The following is a 14,581-nucleotide window of genomic DNA, read 5'->3' on the forward strand; positions in this document are numbered from 1 at the left end:
GGTGTGAGATGAAAGCGTTATCCAAACTGAAAGCGGAAGAAGGGATCTGGATGACCGACGTTCCAGAACCGGAGCTCGGCCATAACGACCTGCTGATTAAGATTCGCAAAACCGCGATTTGCGGCACCGACGTGCATATTTATAACTGGGATGAATGGTCGCAGAAGACCATTCCGGTACCGATGGTCGTTGGGCACGAATACGTTGGCGAAGTTATCGGCATCGGTCAGGAAGTGCGTGGCTTTAAGATCGGTGACCGCGTCTCCGGTGAAGGCCACATCACCTGCGGGCACTGCCGTAACTGTCGCGCAGGTCGTACGCACCTGTGCCGTAACACGATTGGCGTCGGCGTGAACCGTCAGGGCTGCTTTGCGGAACAGCTGGTGATCCCGGCGTTCAACGCCTTCAAAATTCCGGATAATATTTCCGACGATCTGGCCTCCATCTTCGATCCGTTCGGCAACGCGGTACACACCGCGCTGTCCTTCGACCTGGTTGGCGAGGATGTGCTGGTGTCCGGTGCGGGCCCGATCGGCGTCATGGCCGCAGCGGTGGCGAAACACGTCGGCGCGCGTAACGTGGTTATTACCGACGTGAATGAATACCGTCTGGAGCTGGCGCGCAAAATGGGCGTTACCCGCGCGGTTAACGTCGCGAAAGAAAATCTCAACGACGTCATGGCAGAGTTGGGCATGACCGAAGGCTTCGACGTGGGGCTGGAAATGTCCGGCGCGCCGCCAGCCTTCCGCTCAATGCTCGACACCATGAACCACGGTGGGCGCATTGCCATGCTGGGGATCCCTCCGTCGGATATGTCCATCGATTGGACCAAAGTTATCTTTAAGGGGCTGTTTATTAAAGGTATCTATGGTCGTGAAATGTTCGAAACCTGGTACAAGATGGCCGCGCTGATTCAGTCCGGGCTGGATCTGTCCCCGATTATCACCCACCGCTTTGGCATTGATGACTTCCAGAAAGGCTTTGATGCGATGCGTTCCGGCCAGTCCGGTAAAGTCGTATTGAGCTGGGATTAATCGGCTTCACGTAAGTTGTCCCCGGGTATTTATTAGCGTTAAATACCCGGGGATTTTTTTTGCCCTTACGCAGCGCAGTCAGCAATAACTTTCGCTGACCTTTTATGGCTATCTATGTTAAAAATTGCCGTTAATTACACAGTCTGGCAGGATTTTATATGACCTATACCCCCGGTCTCCTGAGCGTCATTATGCCGCTTTACAACACGGGCGAACCGTTCATCGCCTGTATGGATTCGCTGATCGCGCAAACCTGGAAGAACATCGAGATTATCATTGTTAACGATGGGTCGACGGATAACTCAGCGGAGTTGGCGCAGTCTTACGTCGATCGCTACCCGCATGTTCACCTGCTGCATCAGCGTAACGGGGGCGTCTCGGCGGCGCGCAATACCGGCATGAAGGTGGCGAAAGGCGAATACATTGCCTACGTTGACGGCGACGATATTGCCTACCCGGAAATGTACGAAACGCTGATGACGATGGCGCTAAAGGATAACCTGGACGTGGCGCAGTGCAACGCCGACTGGTGTATTGCCGAGACGGGCAAGACCTGGGCTTCAATCCCCGTCGACCGGATTCGTTCTACGGAGGTCATGACCGGGCCGGAATGGCTACGTAAAGGGCTCGCCAGCCGCCGCTGGCGCCATGTCGTGTGGATGGGCGTTTACCGCCATCAGACCATCCGTGATGCGGGGCTGAGCTTTATCCCCGGCCTGCATCACCAGGATATCATCTGGTCGACCGAGTTTATGTTTAACGCCAAACGCGCGCGTTATACGGAAGTGCCGTTGTATAAATACTTCCTGCACGGCGCGTCCGTCAGCCGCCTGCCGCGCACCGGGCTGAAGAACCTTATCTACCAGCGCCATTACATCAAAATTACCCGTCTGCTCGACAAGATGAACCGCGACTACGCCGGGCGTATTCCGATTTATCCTGAGTTTAAGCAGCAGGTGATTTACGAAGCGCTGCGCGTCTGCCACTGCATTCGTAAAGAACCGGACCAAAAGATTCGCGAGCGGATGATTGCCGAAGCGGAAGTCTCCGGCATGTTTAAACGGATGGTAAGCAATATTTGCAGCGTGAAGCTGGCGTATCAGGTCATGCTGTGGGCCATTCGCTTCAATAAGTGGCGCGATAAATCGCTGACGCCACGCCGTCTGGCCCATCTGACGTTAGATCTGAAAGACTAACCGTTCTGCCACCCCTGCCACTGCAGCTGCATATACTGCACCAGCGTGCTGTGGGTGATGCTCTCGCTTAACACGTTGAAGAAGCGGCTGGCGTAGACCGGCTCCAGCGGTTTCTTCGGCTTGCAGAGCTTCACGCCGCGGAACGGATTGCGCGGTGACGTCGGCTCAACGGAGGACGGCATTCCCCGGTTTGGCGTAGAGGTATCAGTCTGCGGTTCATTGAGCAGGCTGCTCGGGCGGACCAGCGTAATATCCGGCGGCAGGCTATAAACCATTTGCTGCAGCACGCGCACGGTGGTGGGATGCGGGTGGCCGATAGCAATGGCCGAACCGTTGCGGCGCGCCAGATCGATAGCCCGGTTAAACTGGCGGCGAATATCCGCTTCGTTCTGGGTATCGTCGAGGAACACTCTGCGTTTAATCACCTTCACGCCGGTGCCGTTGGCGGCGCGCATGGCCTGGCTGTTGCCGATGGTCATGCTGTCGAGGAAGTAAAGGTTGTAGCGGCTGAGCGCCTGCATCACTTTCTGCATGCCGAACAGGCTGGAGGTCATGGCGCTGCCCATATGGTTGTTCAGGCCCACGGCGTACGGCACTTTCTCTACCGCTTCACGGATAATGCGCTCGATCTCATCGCTGCTCATATCCGGGCGCAGCGTGTCTTTTTCCAGCGGCTGCTTGCTGATGGGGGCCATCGGCAGGTGAATCAGCACCTCGTGCCCTGCGTTATGGGCCTTGGTGGCCATTTCACGGGCGTGAGGCGCGTTAGGGAGCACCGCAACGGAAATCGTGGACGGCATCGCCAGCACTTGATTTTCCTGCTGTGGGCGATAACCGAAGTCATCGATAACAATAGCGAGCTTACCGGCATAGCCTGGTGCGGTTAATGCCAGCGCACCAAGTAGTACAACCTGACGAAATTGAAGCAAAACTTATCTTCCCAACCACGGCAGTGGATTGACCGCCTGACCCTGGCGGCGAATTTCGAAATAGAGCGATGGTCGGCCCTGACCGCCGCTGTTGCCCACCAGGGCGATGGGCTGCCCGGCGCGGACCTGAGTGCCGACGCTGACCAGCGCGCTCTGGTTATAACCGTAAAGGCTCATATCACCTTTACCGTGCTCGACGACCACCACGAGACCATAGCCCTGTAGCCAGTCGGCCAGGATGACGCGCCCATCGGCAATGGCTTTGACTTCGGTCCCTTCCGAGGCGCTGATGACCATCCCCTTCCAACGTAGCTCACCTTGCAGCTGTTCGCCATAGCGATGCAGCGTCGTCCCGCGAACCGGCCAGTACGCCTGGCCGCGCGGTGCGCCCAGGCCGCCGGTGCGCGCCATCAGCGAGCGTTCGCTTTCGGAAGGTTTATAGGTGGTGCCTTTACGGGTGGCCTCCTGCTGGCGGTTGCGCACCGCGTCAGCCTCTTTGGCTTCGCGTTCGGCGCGGGCTTTCGCAGCGGCTTCGGCACGGGCAATGCTGTTGCGCAGGCGGGATTCGTTGGCCCGCAGCTCGCTGAGCTGCTGCTGGCCCTGCTGAATCGAAGATTCCAGCCCGGAGATTGTTTTCTGACGTTCATTGCGCGCCGCTTCGAGCTTAGCCTGCTGCGCCTTTTGCTCATAAAGCAGCGTTTGCTGCTGGCTCTGCTTCTCTTCCAGCTCGGATTTTTGCGCTGCGACGTCTTCGCGCGTTTGTTTGAGTTCGGCGATAGTTTCCTGGCGCGCCTGGTTCAGGTAGCCAAAATAGGCCTGAAGGCGCTGGCCGCGCTGGCTCTCTTCGCCGCTGAGAATGAGCTGAATACCGGTATGTTCGCCCTGACGAAACGCGGCATCGAGCTGGGCTGCGAGGTTACGCTCCTGCATGGCGCGCTGTTTTTCCAGCTTCGCAATATTGGCGTTCATCTCGGCGATTTGCGCGTTAAGCTGCGCCAGCGAGTTCTGCGTTTCGCGCAGTTGGCGCGCGGCGGCGGCAATGGCCTGTTCCTGCGCTTTGAGCTGGGCGAGAAGGGTAGCGCGCTGCTGCTGCTGCTGACGTACCGCGCGCTCTTTGGCGGCGATATCGGCCTGAATAGATTGCAGCTGCGAGCGGTCGTCCGCATGGGCGGATGCCGCGCACAGCAATACGCCAGCGCTGAGTGCGCTGGCGTACAACGTGGACCGAAGCGTTGCCCCGGCCCATTTAATGGAATAAATCGCCTTTCCCCTCATGGGGAAGGATTATTCCACGATGAACAGCGGCTTACCAGTCATCTGTTGCGGGATTTCCATGCCCATCAGCGACAGCATGGTCGGCGCGAGGTCGGAAAGCTTGCCGCCTTCCACCGCTTTGACGGTTTTGTCGCCAACGTAGATCAGCGGAACCGGCAGGCTGGTGTGTGCGGTGTGTGCCTGGCCGGTAGCCGGATCGCGCATCTGCTCAGCGTTGCCGTGGTCAGCGGTAACCAGCAGCTGGCCGCCGACTTTCTCGACCGCACGAGTCACTTCATCCAGGCAGTGGTCCAGCGCTTCAACCGCTTTCACCGCAGCTTCCATCACGCCGGTATGGCCAACCATATCGCCGTTCGGGTAGTTACAGATGATGGTATCGTACTTACCGCTTTCGATAGCGGCAACCAGCTTCTCGGTCAGCTCAGCGGAGCTCATTTCCGGCTGCAGGTCGTAGGTCGCCACTTTCGGGGAGTTGATCAGGATGCGATCTTCGCCTTTGAACGGCTCTTCTACGCCGCCGTTAAAGAAGAAGGTCACGTGTGCATATTTTTCAGTTTCGGAGATGCGCAGCTGCGTTTTGTCATGCTTCGCCATCCACTCACCGAAAGTATTTTCCAGGGAGGCTGGTGGATAAGCGCACGGTGCTTTGATGTCTGCTGCGTATTCGGTCAGCATGATGAAATCGCCCAGCTTCACTTCTTTGTGGCGTTTGAATCCGTCGAAGTCAGCGTTCACGAACGCGCGGGTGATTTCACGCGCACGGTCAGCACGGAAGTTCATGAAGATCAGCGCATCGCCGTCTTCCATTGCGGCATCGGCCTGGCCGACTGCACGGATAACGGTGGCTTTGACGAATTCATCGTTTTCATCGCGAGCATAGGCTGCTTCTAATGCGGCAACCGCGGTGTCAGCCTGGAACTCGCCTTTGGCTTCAACCAGCAGGTTGTAAGCTTGTTCAACGCGATCCCAACGGTTATCACGGTCCATCGCATAGTAACGACCGATGATGGAGGCCACACGGCCTTTGCCCAGTGCGGCAAATTTCTCTTCAAATTTCTGCAGGGAGCCATTGGCGCTGCGCGGTGGGGTGTCGCGACCGTCGAGGAACGCGTGCAGGTAGATTTTTTCTGCACCGCGTTCAGCGGCCAGCTCTACCATTGCCATGATGTGATCTTCGTGGCTGTGAACGCCACCGGCGGACAGCAGGCCCATGATGTGTACCGCTTTACCGGCGGCAACCGCTTTGTCTACCGCGCCGGACAGCACCGGGTTAGCGAAGAACTGGCGATCTTTGATTTCCACGTCAAGACGGGTCAGGTCCTGATACACGATACGACCTGCGCCCAGGTTAACGTGACCCACTTCGGAGTTACCCATCTGACCGTCCGGCAGGCCCACTTCGAGGCCAGATGCGTGAATCAGGGTGTGCGGACGTTTTGCCCACAGCGCATCCATTACCGGGGTTTTTGCACTGAAAATAGCGTTATCCTGCTGCTCTTCGCGGTAGCCGTAGCCATCCAGGATCACCAGTACCATAGGTTTTTTAGAAACCGACATTGCGACAACCTCATGCTCTAAAGACAGAAAATTTGCGTAATTTTACTACAGCTGAATCGATAAAATAACAATGAGAGATCAAAGAAAGCGGGGAGATGCACGAGGAAATACGCACATTTTCGCCCTTTTTTCCGTGGCACTCCGCAGAAAACGCATTACATCGCGCGCGCTGGCTGTATTTGCGCCACGCCGCAGGTATACTCCTTCCCTGGTTTTTAAACATTACACGTCGGGAGCTGTTACCCCCCATGCAAGAGATTATGCAATTTGTTGGTCGTCACCCTGTCCTGAGCATCGCGTGGATCGCGCTGCTGGCGGCCGTGCTGTTCACCACCTTTAAAGGGCTGATGTCTAAAGTTAAGGTCATCAACCGTGGCGAAGCGACGCGCCTGATTAACAAAGAAGACGCCGTGGTCGTTGACCTGCGCCAGCGCGACGATTTCCGTAAAGGCCACATTGCCGGTTCTGTGAATCTGCTGGCGAGCGAAATCAAAGCCAACAACGTCGGCGAGCTGGAAAAGCACAAAGACAAACCGATTATCGTTGCCGATGGCTCCGGTATGCAGGCGAGCGAGTCTGCCAACGCGCTGCTGAAAGCGGGTTTTGAAAAAGTTTTCGTACTGAAAGAAGGTATTGCTGGCTGGAGCGGTGAAAACCTGCCGCTGGTTCGCGGCAAATAAGATTTCTCGGGTAAAGTCAGGAGAGCTGTCATGGCGAAGATTGAGATTTACACCAAAGCGACGTGCCCTTATTGCCACCGTGCAAAAGCGCTGCTGTCTGAAAAAGGCGTCACCTTCCAGGAACTGCCTATCGACGGCAACGCGGAAAAGCGTGAAGAGATGATTCAGCGCAGCGGCCGCACCACGGTGCCGCAGATTTTTATTGATGCACAGCACATTGGCGGCTGCGACGACTTGTATGCGCTTGATGCGCGTGGTGGACTTGATCCCCTGCTGCGCTAATGCTTTGCGAAGCGTTCACGCCTGACTTCGGCGGGCGTGAAGCGTACCGCTTTTTTTAAGGACAACACGAAAGGGTTTTTACACATGTCAGAACAAAACAACGCAGAAATGGCTTTCCAGATTCAGCGCATCTACACCAAAGACGTTTCCTTCGAAGCGCCGAATGCACCGCATGTTTTCCAGAAAGATTGGCAGCCAGAGGTTAAACTTGATCTTGATACCGCTTCCAACCAGCTGGCTGAAGGCGTGTATGAAGTGGTGCTGCGTGTCACCGTAACGGCGACGCTGGGCGAAGAAACTGCGTTCCTGTGCGAAACTCAGCAGGCGGGTATCTTCTCTATCGAAGGTATCGAAGGAACCCAGATGGCTCATTGCCTGGGTGCCTACTGCCCGAACATCCTGTTCCCGTATGCGCGTGAATGCATCACCAGCCTGGTTTCCCGTGGGACCTTCCCACAGCTGAACCTTGCGCCGGTTAACTTTGATGCGCTGTTCATGAACTATCTGCAACAGCAGTCTGGCGAAGGTGCAGAACAACATCAGGATGCCTGATGAACGCACTTAATGCTTCAATGACTGTGATCGGTGCCGGCTCGTACGGCACCGCTCTTGCCATCACCGTGGCAAGAAACGGCCACCCGGTTGTACTGTGGGGCCACGATCCCAAGCATGTCGCAACCTTGCAGCACGATCGCTGCAACGCGGCATTCCTTCCCGACGTTCCGTTCCCCGATACGCTGCACCTGGAAAGCGACCTTGCGACCGCGCTGGCTGCCAGCCGCGATATTCTGGTGGTGGTGCCAAGCCACGTGTTCGGCGACGTACTTCGTCAGATGAAACCGTTGCTTCGTCCTGATGCGCGCCTGGTCTGGGCGACAAAAGGGCTGGAAGCAGAAACCGGTCGTCTGTTGCAGGATGTGGCGCGCGAAGCGCTGGGTGATGAAATCCCGCTGGCGGTGATCTCTGGCCCGACGTTCGCTAAAGAACTGGCGGCAGGTCTGCCAACGGCGATTTCACTGGCGGCCACCGACCCGACCTTTGCCGACGATTTACAGCAGCTGCTGCACTGTGGCAAAAGTTTCCGCGTCTATAGCAACCCGGATTTTATCGGCGTCCAGTTGGGCGGTGCGGTGAAAAACGTAATTGCGATTGGCGCGGGTATCTCCGACGGCATCGGCTTTGGCGCGAACGCGCGTACGGCGCTGATTACCCGTGGGTTGACCGAAATGTCACGCCTGGGCGTGGCGCTGGGCGCTGACCCGGTGACCTTTATGGGCATGGCGGGGCTGGGAGACTTAGTGCTGACCTGTACCGACAACCAGTCGCGTAACCGTCGTTTCGGTATGGCGCTGGGGAAAGGGGCGCAGGTGCAGGAAGCGCAGGACGCTATTGGCCAGGTGGTCGAGGGTTACCGTAATACCAAAGAAGTCCGCGAGTTGGCGCACCGTGTAGGTGTCGAAATGCCAATAACCGAGGAAATTTATCAGGTATTATATTGCGGAAAAAGTGCGCGCGAGGCAGCATTGACCTTGTTAGGTCGTGCACGCAAGGATGAGCATAGCGGCAACTAATCGCAGGAAACCTTTGTCATCCCGACGATCCGGCTAGCAGAGACTGGCCGATCGTTCCAATACGTCTGGAGTATGCAATGTCGTGTGAAGAACTGGAAATTGTCTGGAACAACATTAAAGCGGAAGCCAGGGCTCTGGCCGACTGTGAGCCAATGCTCGCCAGTTTCTATCACGCCACGCTACTCAAACATGAAAATCTTGGCAGCGCATTAAGCTATATGCTGGCGAATAAGCTGGCTTCACCCATTATGCCTGCTATCGCTATTCGTGAAGTGGTGGAAGAAGCCTACGCCGCCGATCCGGAAATGATCGCCTCCGCCGCCTGTGATATTCAGGCCGTTCGCACCCGCGACCCGGCGGTCGACAAATATTCAACCCCGTTGCTGTATCTGAAAGGCTTCCACGCGTTACAAGCCTATCGCATCGGCCATTGGCTGTGGGGGCAAGGGCGTCGCGCGCTGGCGATTTTCCTGCAAAACCAGGTGTCGGTATCGTTCCAGGTGGACATCCACCCGGCGGCGAAGATTGGCCGCGGCATCATGCTTGACCACGCGACCGGCATCGTGGTGGGCGAAACGGCGGTCATTGAAAACGATGTCTCCATCCTGCAATCCGTCACCCTGGGGGGGACCGGGAAAACCAGCGGCGACCGTCACCCGAAAATTCGCGAAGGCGTCATGATTGGCGCGGGTGCTAAAATTCTCGGCAACATCGAAGTGGGGCGCGGCGCGAAGATTGGCGCGGGCTCCGTGGTTTTACAACCCGTTCCGCCGCATACCACGGCTGCAGGTGTTCCGGCGCGCATCGTCGGCAAGCCGGAGTCAGATAAACCGGCGATGGATATGGACCAGCACTTTAACGGTATCAATCACGGATTTGAGTACGGCGACGGGATTTAACGGCATTCACGTTGCCAGACGTAGGCCGGATAAGGCGGAGCCGCCATCCGGCAATCTATCAGCTCCGTAATACCGCGCCCGGGTACCCCAACTGGCGCCATGCTTCATACACCACCACCGACACCGCGTTCGACAGGTTCATGCTGCGGCTGTCCGGCATCATAGGAATACGAATTTTTTGCTCGGGCGGCAGCGCGTCCAGAATGGTCGCGGGCAGCCCGCGCGTTTCTGGGCCAAACATCAGAAAATCACCGTCCTGATAGCTCACCGCACTGTGTGCAGGCGTGCCTTTGGTCGTGAGGGCAAACAGCCGCTGCGGTTTGGCGCTTTCGAGAAACGCCGCATAGTCGGCATGGCGCTGAACGGCGGTAAACTCATGGTAATCCAGCCCGGCGCGACGCAGGCGCTTATCGTCCCAGGCAAAGCCCATTGGTTCGATGATATGGAGATTGAAACCGGTATTGGCGCACAGGCGGATGATATTGCCGGTATTGGGTGGGATTTCTGGTTCGAATAAAACGATGTTAAGCATGCTGCCCCCTTGGATTGCGGGGGGCAGGATAGCAGAAAACGCAGTCACCCTCATCCTGTAGGACTGATAAGCGTAGCGCCATCAGGCAATATTGAGCACGTTGCCGGATGGCGGCGTAAACGCCTTATCCGGCCTACATTGCTGAACAGCCAGAGCGTGCTACGCCGCGTCGCCGCGCTGAATCGCACGGAACGTCTGCGCCACGTCCGCCTGCTGCACCAGCGAATCACCGCTAATATCCTTAATGGTTTTCGCTCCGGTCAGCGTCATCGCCACCTTCATCTCTTTCTCAACCAGATTCAGCAGGTTAGCCACACCCGCCTGGCCGTGTGTCGCCAGTGCATACAGATACGCGCGCCCCAGCAGCACGCTGTCGGCGCCCAGCGCAATCATGCGCACCACGTCCAGACCGTTACGGATGCCGCTATCGGCAAGGATCGTAATATCGCCTTTCACCGCATCGGCAATCGCCGGCAGCGCGCGGGCGGAGGAGAGCACACCATCGAGTTGGCGGCCGCCGTGGTTGGAAACCACAATCCCGTCGGCGCCAAAGCGCACCGCGTCCCGCGCATCCTCTGGATCGAGGATCCCTTTGATCACCATCGGGCCATCCCAGAACTCACGGATCCACTCGAGGTCTTTCCACGAAATAGACGGATCGAAGTTATTCGCCAGCCAGCCGATGTAATCTTCTAACCCGGTTGGTTTACCGAGGTAGGTGGAGATATTGCCCAGGTCGTGCGGACGACCATTCAGGCCCACATCCCACGCCCACTGCGGATGGGTGGCGGCCTGCCAGTAGCGGCGCATCGCAGCGTTCGGGCCGCTCATACCGGAGTGGGCATCGCGGTAGCGCGCGCCCGGCGTCGGCATATCAACGGTAAAGACCAGCGTTGAGCAGCCCGCCGCTTTGGCGCGCTCCAGCGCGTTGCGCATAAAGCCGCGATCGCGCAGGACGTACAGCTGGAACCACATCGGGCGCTTAATGGTCGGTGCGACCTCTTCAATCGGGCAGACTGACACGGTGGAAAGGGTAAACGGAATACCTTTAGCATCGGCGGCGGCGGCGGCCTGCACCTCACCGCGACGGGCGTACATGCCGCACAGCCCAACCGGCGCCAGCGCCACCGGCATCGACAGCTGCTCTTTAAACAACGTGGTTTCCAGGCTCAGGTCAGACATATTCTTCAGCACGCGCTGGCGCAGGGCCGCGTCGGACAGGTCTTCTACGTTACGGCGCAGGGTGTGCTCGGCGTAGGCGCCGCCGTCGATGTAGTGGAACAGAAACGGCGGCAGAATGCGCTGGGCAGCAGCGCGATAGTCACTCGCGGCGGAAATAATCATGCTTTTTTCTCCCTGGAAATATCAGTGTGGTCGTCGGGCAGGCGGGTGATCCGCGCCTGGCGGGCCAGGTCTTCGTCAAAACGTTTAATCGTGGTGTGGACAAACCCGAGATGCGCCATCATTGCCTGGCGAGCGCCTTCAGCGTCACCGTGGGTAATGGCGTTGAGGATGGCCAGATGCTGTTCGGTCAATTTCGCAAACACCGGCGGCACCAGATACATGCGTTCGCGGCTCTGGATAACCGAAGATTGCAGCAGATCGAAAAATCCGCGCATGGTTTGCAGCAGCACCACGTTGTGGGATGCCTCGGCAATGGCCAGGTGGAAACGCACGTCGGCCTGTGAGGCAAGGTCCGGGTCGTCGCTCTGGGTGGCTTCAAAGCAGAGGCGGATTTTTTCTTTGTCGGCATCGGTGGCGCGCATCGCGGCGTACCACGCGGTGCTGGCTTCGATGGCGTGGCGAGCTTCCAGAATATCGAAGCTGTAGCCCGGATCATCGGCCAGCAGCGTTCTCAGCGGCTGGACAATATTTTGTTCGGACCAGCCCTCATGCTGCCAGCGCACGAAGGTGCCGCCGCCGCGGCGGCTCAGGAGCAAACCTTCGCTAACCAATTTCGCCAGCGCTTCGCGCAGTGAGTTGCGCGACACGCCGAGCTGGCTTGCCAGCTTGCGTTCGGCGGGCAATCGCATGCCCGCCTCCAGCTGTTGTTCTTCAATCAGCGCCCGCACGCGGCAGGCGACATCGTCTGACAGACGTTTGGGCAGTGTTATCACGGAATCATCCAGGTTAAGACATAAGCCTGCAGCGTGGTGATGACGCCCACCATACAGGTGAAAATCAGGCTGTGTTTGACCGTAAAGCGGAACAGATCGGACTCTTTACCCACCAGGCCCACCGCCGCACAGGCAATTGCGATGGACTGTGGTGAAATCATCTTGCCGGTGACGCCGCCGGTCGTATTCGCGGCAACCAGCAGCACGTCCGATACCCCAATCTGCTGCGCGGCGGTGGCCTGAAGCGCGGCGAACAGGGCGTTGGAAGAGGTGTCTGAACCGGTCAGGAACACGCCAAGCCAACCCAGGAACGGTGAGAAGAAGGTAAAGGCATGGCCGGTATGCGCCAGCGCCAGTGCCAGCGTCGATGACAGGCCGGAATAGTTCGAGATAAAAGCGAACGCCAACACCATACCGATGGAGTAAATCGGTAACGCCAGCTCTTTCAGCGTGGAGCCGAAGGTGCTGATGGCATCTTTTGGCTTCATGCGCAGCCAGACAATAGACAGCAGGGCGGCAAACAGAATTGCGGTGCCGGTGGCAGAAAGCCAGTCGAACTTATACACCGCCGCGTAGGCGGTCGCCTGGCTAACAACCGGTGGCATGCGCGCAACCATTTTGTCGAGGAACGGTACCGAGATGTTGATCACCAGATCGTACATTGCGCCGCCCGGGGCGAATAACGCTTTAAACGGCGGAATGCTCCACAGCGTAACGGTCGCGGTCAGGAACAGGAACGGTGACCAGGCGCGGATAACCTGGCCGGCGGTATAACCGGTGCGTGCCAGATTCATATCGACCTGTGACGCGCCCATGTCGGCAAAGCGGAAAATGCGTACCGGCTGCCAGCGCTTGAGGAACAGCGTCAGGCACACCAGCGACACCAGCGAGGAGATGATGTCCGGCAGCTCTGGGCCGAGGAAGTTGGAGCTGAGGTACTGGGCGATAGCGAACGATCCTCCCGCCACCATAACCGCAGGCCAGGTCTCTTTGATACCGCGCCAGCCGTCCATAATCGCCATGATCCAGAACAGCACGATAATGGTCAGGAACGGTAGCTGGCGGCCGACCATCTGGCCAATGTGGAAGCTGTCCAGCCCGGTAACCTGACCGGCAACCAGAATCGGAATACCCATCGCGCCAAAGGCGACCGGCGCGGTGTTGACAATCAGACATAGCCCTGCGGCATACAGTGGGTTAAAGCCCAGGCCGACCAACAGCGCTGCGGTAATCGCCACCGGTGCGCCGAAGCCCGCCGCCCCTTCGAGGAAGGCCCCGAAGGAGAAACCGACAATCAGCATCTGCAAACGCTGGTCCGGGGTGATCGAAAGAATCGACGCACGAATAATATCGAACTGCCCGGTTTTCACCGAAATTTTGTAGACGAAAACGGCAGCGATAATAATCCAGGCAATCGGCCACAGGCCGTAGAAGAAGCCGTAAACCACCGACGCCAGCGCGCGATCGACGGGCATCTTATAGAACAGCAGCGCGACGCCCAGGGCGATAGCGACTGTCCAGCTAGCCGCCACATAGCCTTTCAGCTTGAGTTTAATCAGCGCGAAGAAGAAGAACAGGATCGGGAGCGATGCGATCAGGCTCGATAGCCAGATATTCCCGGCCGGATCGTAGTTTTGTTGCCAGAGGCTCATGCAGGTCTCCAGGGGGCCATACGCGCTGCTCGGCGGTGAGTCTGTGCTCATCTCTGCGTCACAGTTTGTGTAAAATTGGCCCTGCCAATAGGGTGGTGTAGGGTTAATGACAATGAATGGTTAACTAAATGTTATGCGTTAGCAATGCGAATGTGATGTTTAATGATGGAATTGTGAACCAATAGCAATTTGGTTGTGAAATTGGTTGGGCCAATTCAGAGGGGTAGCAATGGAAGGCGTAGAACAAAACCTTCCCCCGGGCGGGAGAAGGTTCAGGGGGGTCGCATCAGAATTCGCTCTTTGCGAACCCGGTCATGACCTGCAGACCCATTTCACGGCCTAGCGCCGTCATTGGGTGAACAACAACCAGACCGCGCACGCTTTTCTTCAGCTTGCCCATGTCGGCCTGTTCTTTTTTCGTGATAGGGCGGCTGAAACCCATTTTGACCAGCTTCTGCGCTTCTTTGCTCAGCTTCTGGGTATGGACTTCGCGCAGGCGCGCGATTTCAGCTTCGAGCTTAGCTTTTTCTGCTTCCAGCTCGGCATATTTTTCTGCGCTTTCAACCAGAGACAGGGCTGCCTGCTGGTGGCGAATAGCGTCGAGCAGGTCGCTCAGGCGCTTAATTTCATTTTTTTCGATTTCTTTCATCTTGCTGATATCTGATAACAAAATAGGCGTAATAGCTTCTAGTATGCGCGTTGTCGCTCATTTCTGGTAGTTAATTATACAAAATGCGGTAGTTTCTTTGCGTGACAATACGTTTATTATTTTCATAATAATTTGATTGTTATGATTATTTTTGTAATTTCTCCTCCAGGCCACATTTTCTAAAATTTCTACGCAAAATGCGCACGTT

General features: G+C 57.1%; 15 protein-coding genes. 7 read left to right on the forward strand and 8 right to left on the reverse strand.

Features of this window, described 5'->3' with window-relative positions:
* Positions 1–8: 8 nt before the first annotated feature.
* Both tdh and H7R58_RS00995 read left to right on the forward strand, forming a co-directional pair.
* On the forward strand, positions 9–1,034 hold the full coding sequence (gene tdh, locus H7R58_RS00990) for an L-threonine 3-dehydrogenase (protein ID WP_106924967.1): 1,026 nt from the start codon (positions 9–11) through the stop codon (positions 1,032–1,034).
* 158 nt (positions 1,035–1,192) lie between these two features.
* A complete protein-coding gene (locus tag H7R58_RS00995) occupies positions 1,193–2,230 on the forward strand; it encodes a glycosyltransferase (RefSeq protein ID WP_106924968.1) in 1,038 nt (345 codons plus the stop codon).
* Here H7R58_RS00995 and H7R58_RS01000 read toward each other — a convergent pair.
* The 3 genes from H7R58_RS01000 to gpmM are packed head-to-tail and all read right to left on the reverse strand — an operon-like array spanning position 2,227 to position 5,991.
* Positions 2,227–3,159, reverse strand: a complete 933-nt coding sequence (locus H7R58_RS01000) for a divergent polysaccharide deacetylase family protein (RefSeq protein ID WP_106924969.1) — start codon at positions 3,157–3,159, stop codon at positions 2,227–2,229. The genes H7R58_RS00995 and H7R58_RS01000 overlap by 4 nt on opposite strands.
* Positions 3,160–3,162: 3 nt before the next feature.
* Positions 3,163–4,434, reverse strand: coding sequence for a murein hydrolase activator EnvC (envC, locus tag H7R58_RS01005; protein WP_106924970.1), 1,272 nt, complete (start codon positions 4,432–4,434; stop codon positions 3,163–3,165).
* 9 nt (positions 4,435–4,443) lie between these two features.
* Positions 4,444–5,991 carry a 2,3-bisphosphoglycerate-independent phosphoglycerate mutase gene (gene gpmM / locus H7R58_RS01010; RefSeq protein WP_182929826.1) on the reverse strand — a complete coding sequence of 516 codons (1,548 nt, stop codon included), beginning with the start codon at positions 5,989–5,991 and terminating at the stop codon, positions 4,444–4,446.
* A gap of 248 nt (positions 5,992–6,239) precedes the next feature.
* Between gpmM and H7R58_RS01015 the strand changes: the two genes are divergently transcribed.
* From H7R58_RS01015 to cysE, 5 genes are all read left to right on the forward strand, one after another.
* Positions 6,240–6,671, forward strand: coding sequence for a rhodanese-like domain-containing protein (locus H7R58_RS01015; protein ID WP_106924972.1), 432 nt, complete (start codon positions 6,240–6,242; stop codon positions 6,669–6,671).
* 30 nt (positions 6,672–6,701) lie between these two features.
* On the forward strand, positions 6,702–6,953 hold the full coding sequence (grxC, locus tag H7R58_RS01020) for a glutaredoxin 3 (protein ID WP_106924973.1): 252 nt from the start codon (positions 6,702–6,704) through the stop codon (positions 6,951–6,953).
* A gap of 84 nt (positions 6,954–7,037) precedes the next feature.
* On the forward strand, positions 7,038–7,505 hold the full coding sequence (gene secB, locus H7R58_RS01025; RefSeq protein ID WP_106924974.1) for a protein-export chaperone SecB: 468 nt from the start codon (positions 7,038–7,040) through the stop codon (positions 7,503–7,505).
* Positions 7,505–8,524, forward strand: a complete 1,020-nt coding sequence (gene gpsA / locus H7R58_RS01030) for an NAD(P)H-dependent glycerol-3-phosphate dehydrogenase (protein WP_106924975.1) — start codon at positions 7,505–7,507, stop codon at positions 8,522–8,524. Before secB ends, gpsA begins: the two co-directional genes overlap by 1 nt.
* Positions 8,525–8,601: 77 nt before the next feature.
* Entirely contained in the window at positions 8,602–9,423 is an 822-nt protein-coding gene (cysE, locus tag H7R58_RS01035; RefSeq protein ID WP_035894708.1) for a serine O-acetyltransferase, read from the forward strand.
* Positions 9,424–9,481: 58 nt separating this feature from the next.
* On the opposite strand, the gene trmL is transcribed toward cysE, so the two are convergent.
* The 5 genes from trmL to H7R58_RS01060 form a co-directional block, all read right to left on the reverse strand.
* Positions 9,482–9,955 carry a tRNA (uridine(34)/cytosine(34)/5-carboxymethylaminomethyluridine(34)-2'-O)-methyltransferase TrmL gene (gene trmL, locus H7R58_RS01040; protein WP_106924976.1) on the reverse strand — a complete coding sequence of 158 codons (474 nt, stop codon included), beginning with the start codon at positions 9,953–9,955 and terminating at the stop codon, positions 9,482–9,484.
* A 159-nt stretch (positions 9,956–10,114) separates the two neighbouring features.
* The gene (gene lldD / locus H7R58_RS01045) at positions 10,115–11,299 is read right to left on the reverse strand and encodes an FMN-dependent L-lactate dehydrogenase LldD (RefSeq protein WP_182934568.1); all 1,185 of its coding nucleotides are present in this window, start codon (positions 11,297–11,299) and stop codon (positions 10,115–10,117) included.
* Entirely contained in the window at positions 11,296–12,072 is a 777-nt protein-coding gene (gene lldR, locus H7R58_RS01050) for a transcriptional regulator LldR (RefSeq protein WP_106924978.1), read from the reverse strand. The genes lldD and lldR overlap by 4 nt, the downstream gene beginning before the upstream one ends.
* On the reverse strand, positions 12,069–13,724 hold the full coding sequence (lldP, locus tag H7R58_RS01055) for an L-lactate permease (protein WP_106924979.1): 1,656 nt from the start codon (positions 13,722–13,724) through the stop codon (positions 12,069–12,071). Before lldP ends, lldR begins: the two co-directional genes overlap by 4 nt.
* A 286-nt stretch (positions 13,725–14,010) precedes the next feature.
* Complete coding sequence (locus H7R58_RS01060) at positions 14,011–14,373, reverse strand: YibL family ribosome-associated protein (protein WP_182929828.1); 363 nt, start codon at positions 14,371–14,373, stop codon at positions 14,011–14,013.
* Positions 14,374–14,581: the final 208 nt, after the last annotated feature.

It is taken from the genome of Klebsiella sp. WP4-W18-ESBL-05, from assembly GCF_014169075.1.
Lineage (GTDB): Bacteria > Pseudomonadota > Gammaproteobacteria > Enterobacterales > Enterobacteriaceae > Kluyvera > Kluyvera ascorbata_B.

Coding starts and splice junctions, on each gene's coding strand:
- cysE (WP_035894708.1), top strand. CDS start 8,602: ATGTCGTGTGAAGAACTGGAAATTGTCTGGAACAACATTAAAGCGGAA.
- tdh (WP_106924967.1), top strand. CDS start 9: ATGAAAGCGTTATCCAAACTGAAAGCGGAAGAAGGGATCTGGATGACC.
- H7R58_RS01015 (WP_106924972.1), top strand. CDS start 6,240: ATGCAAGAGATTATGCAATTTGTTGGTCGTCACCCTGTCCTGAGCATC.
- envC (WP_106924970.1), bottom strand. CDS start 4,434: ATGAGGGGAAAGGCGATTTATTCCATTAAATGGGCCGGGGCAACGCTT.
- H7R58_RS01060 (WP_182929828.1), bottom strand. CDS start 14,373: ATGAAAGAAATCGAAAAAAATGAAATTAAGCGCCTGAGCGACCTGCTC.
- lldD (WP_182934568.1), bottom strand. CDS start 11,299: ATGATTATTTCCGCCGCGAGTGACTATCGCGCTGCTGCCCAGCGCATT.
- gpmM (WP_182929826.1), bottom strand. CDS start 5,991: ATGTCGGTTTCTAAAAAACCTATGGTACTGGTGATCCTGGATGGCTAC.
- trmL (WP_106924976.1), bottom strand. CDS start 9,955: ATGCTTAACATCGTTTTATTCGAACCAGAAATCCCACCCAATACCGGC.
- gpsA (WP_106924975.1), top strand. CDS start 7,505: ATGAACGCACTTAATGCTTCAATGACTGTGATCGGTGCCGGCTCGTAC.
- secB (WP_106924974.1), top strand. CDS start 7,038: ATGTCAGAACAAAACAACGCAGAAATGGCTTTCCAGATTCAGCGCATC.
- grxC (WP_106924973.1), top strand. CDS start 6,702: ATGGCGAAGATTGAGATTTACACCAAAGCGACGTGCCCTTATTGCCAC.
- H7R58_RS00995 (WP_106924968.1), top strand. CDS start 1,193: ATGACCTATACCCCCGGTCTCCTGAGCGTCATTATGCCGCTTTACAAC.
- lldP (WP_106924979.1), bottom strand. CDS start 13,724: ATGAGCCTCTGGCAACAAAACTACGATCCGGCCGGGAATATCTGGCTA.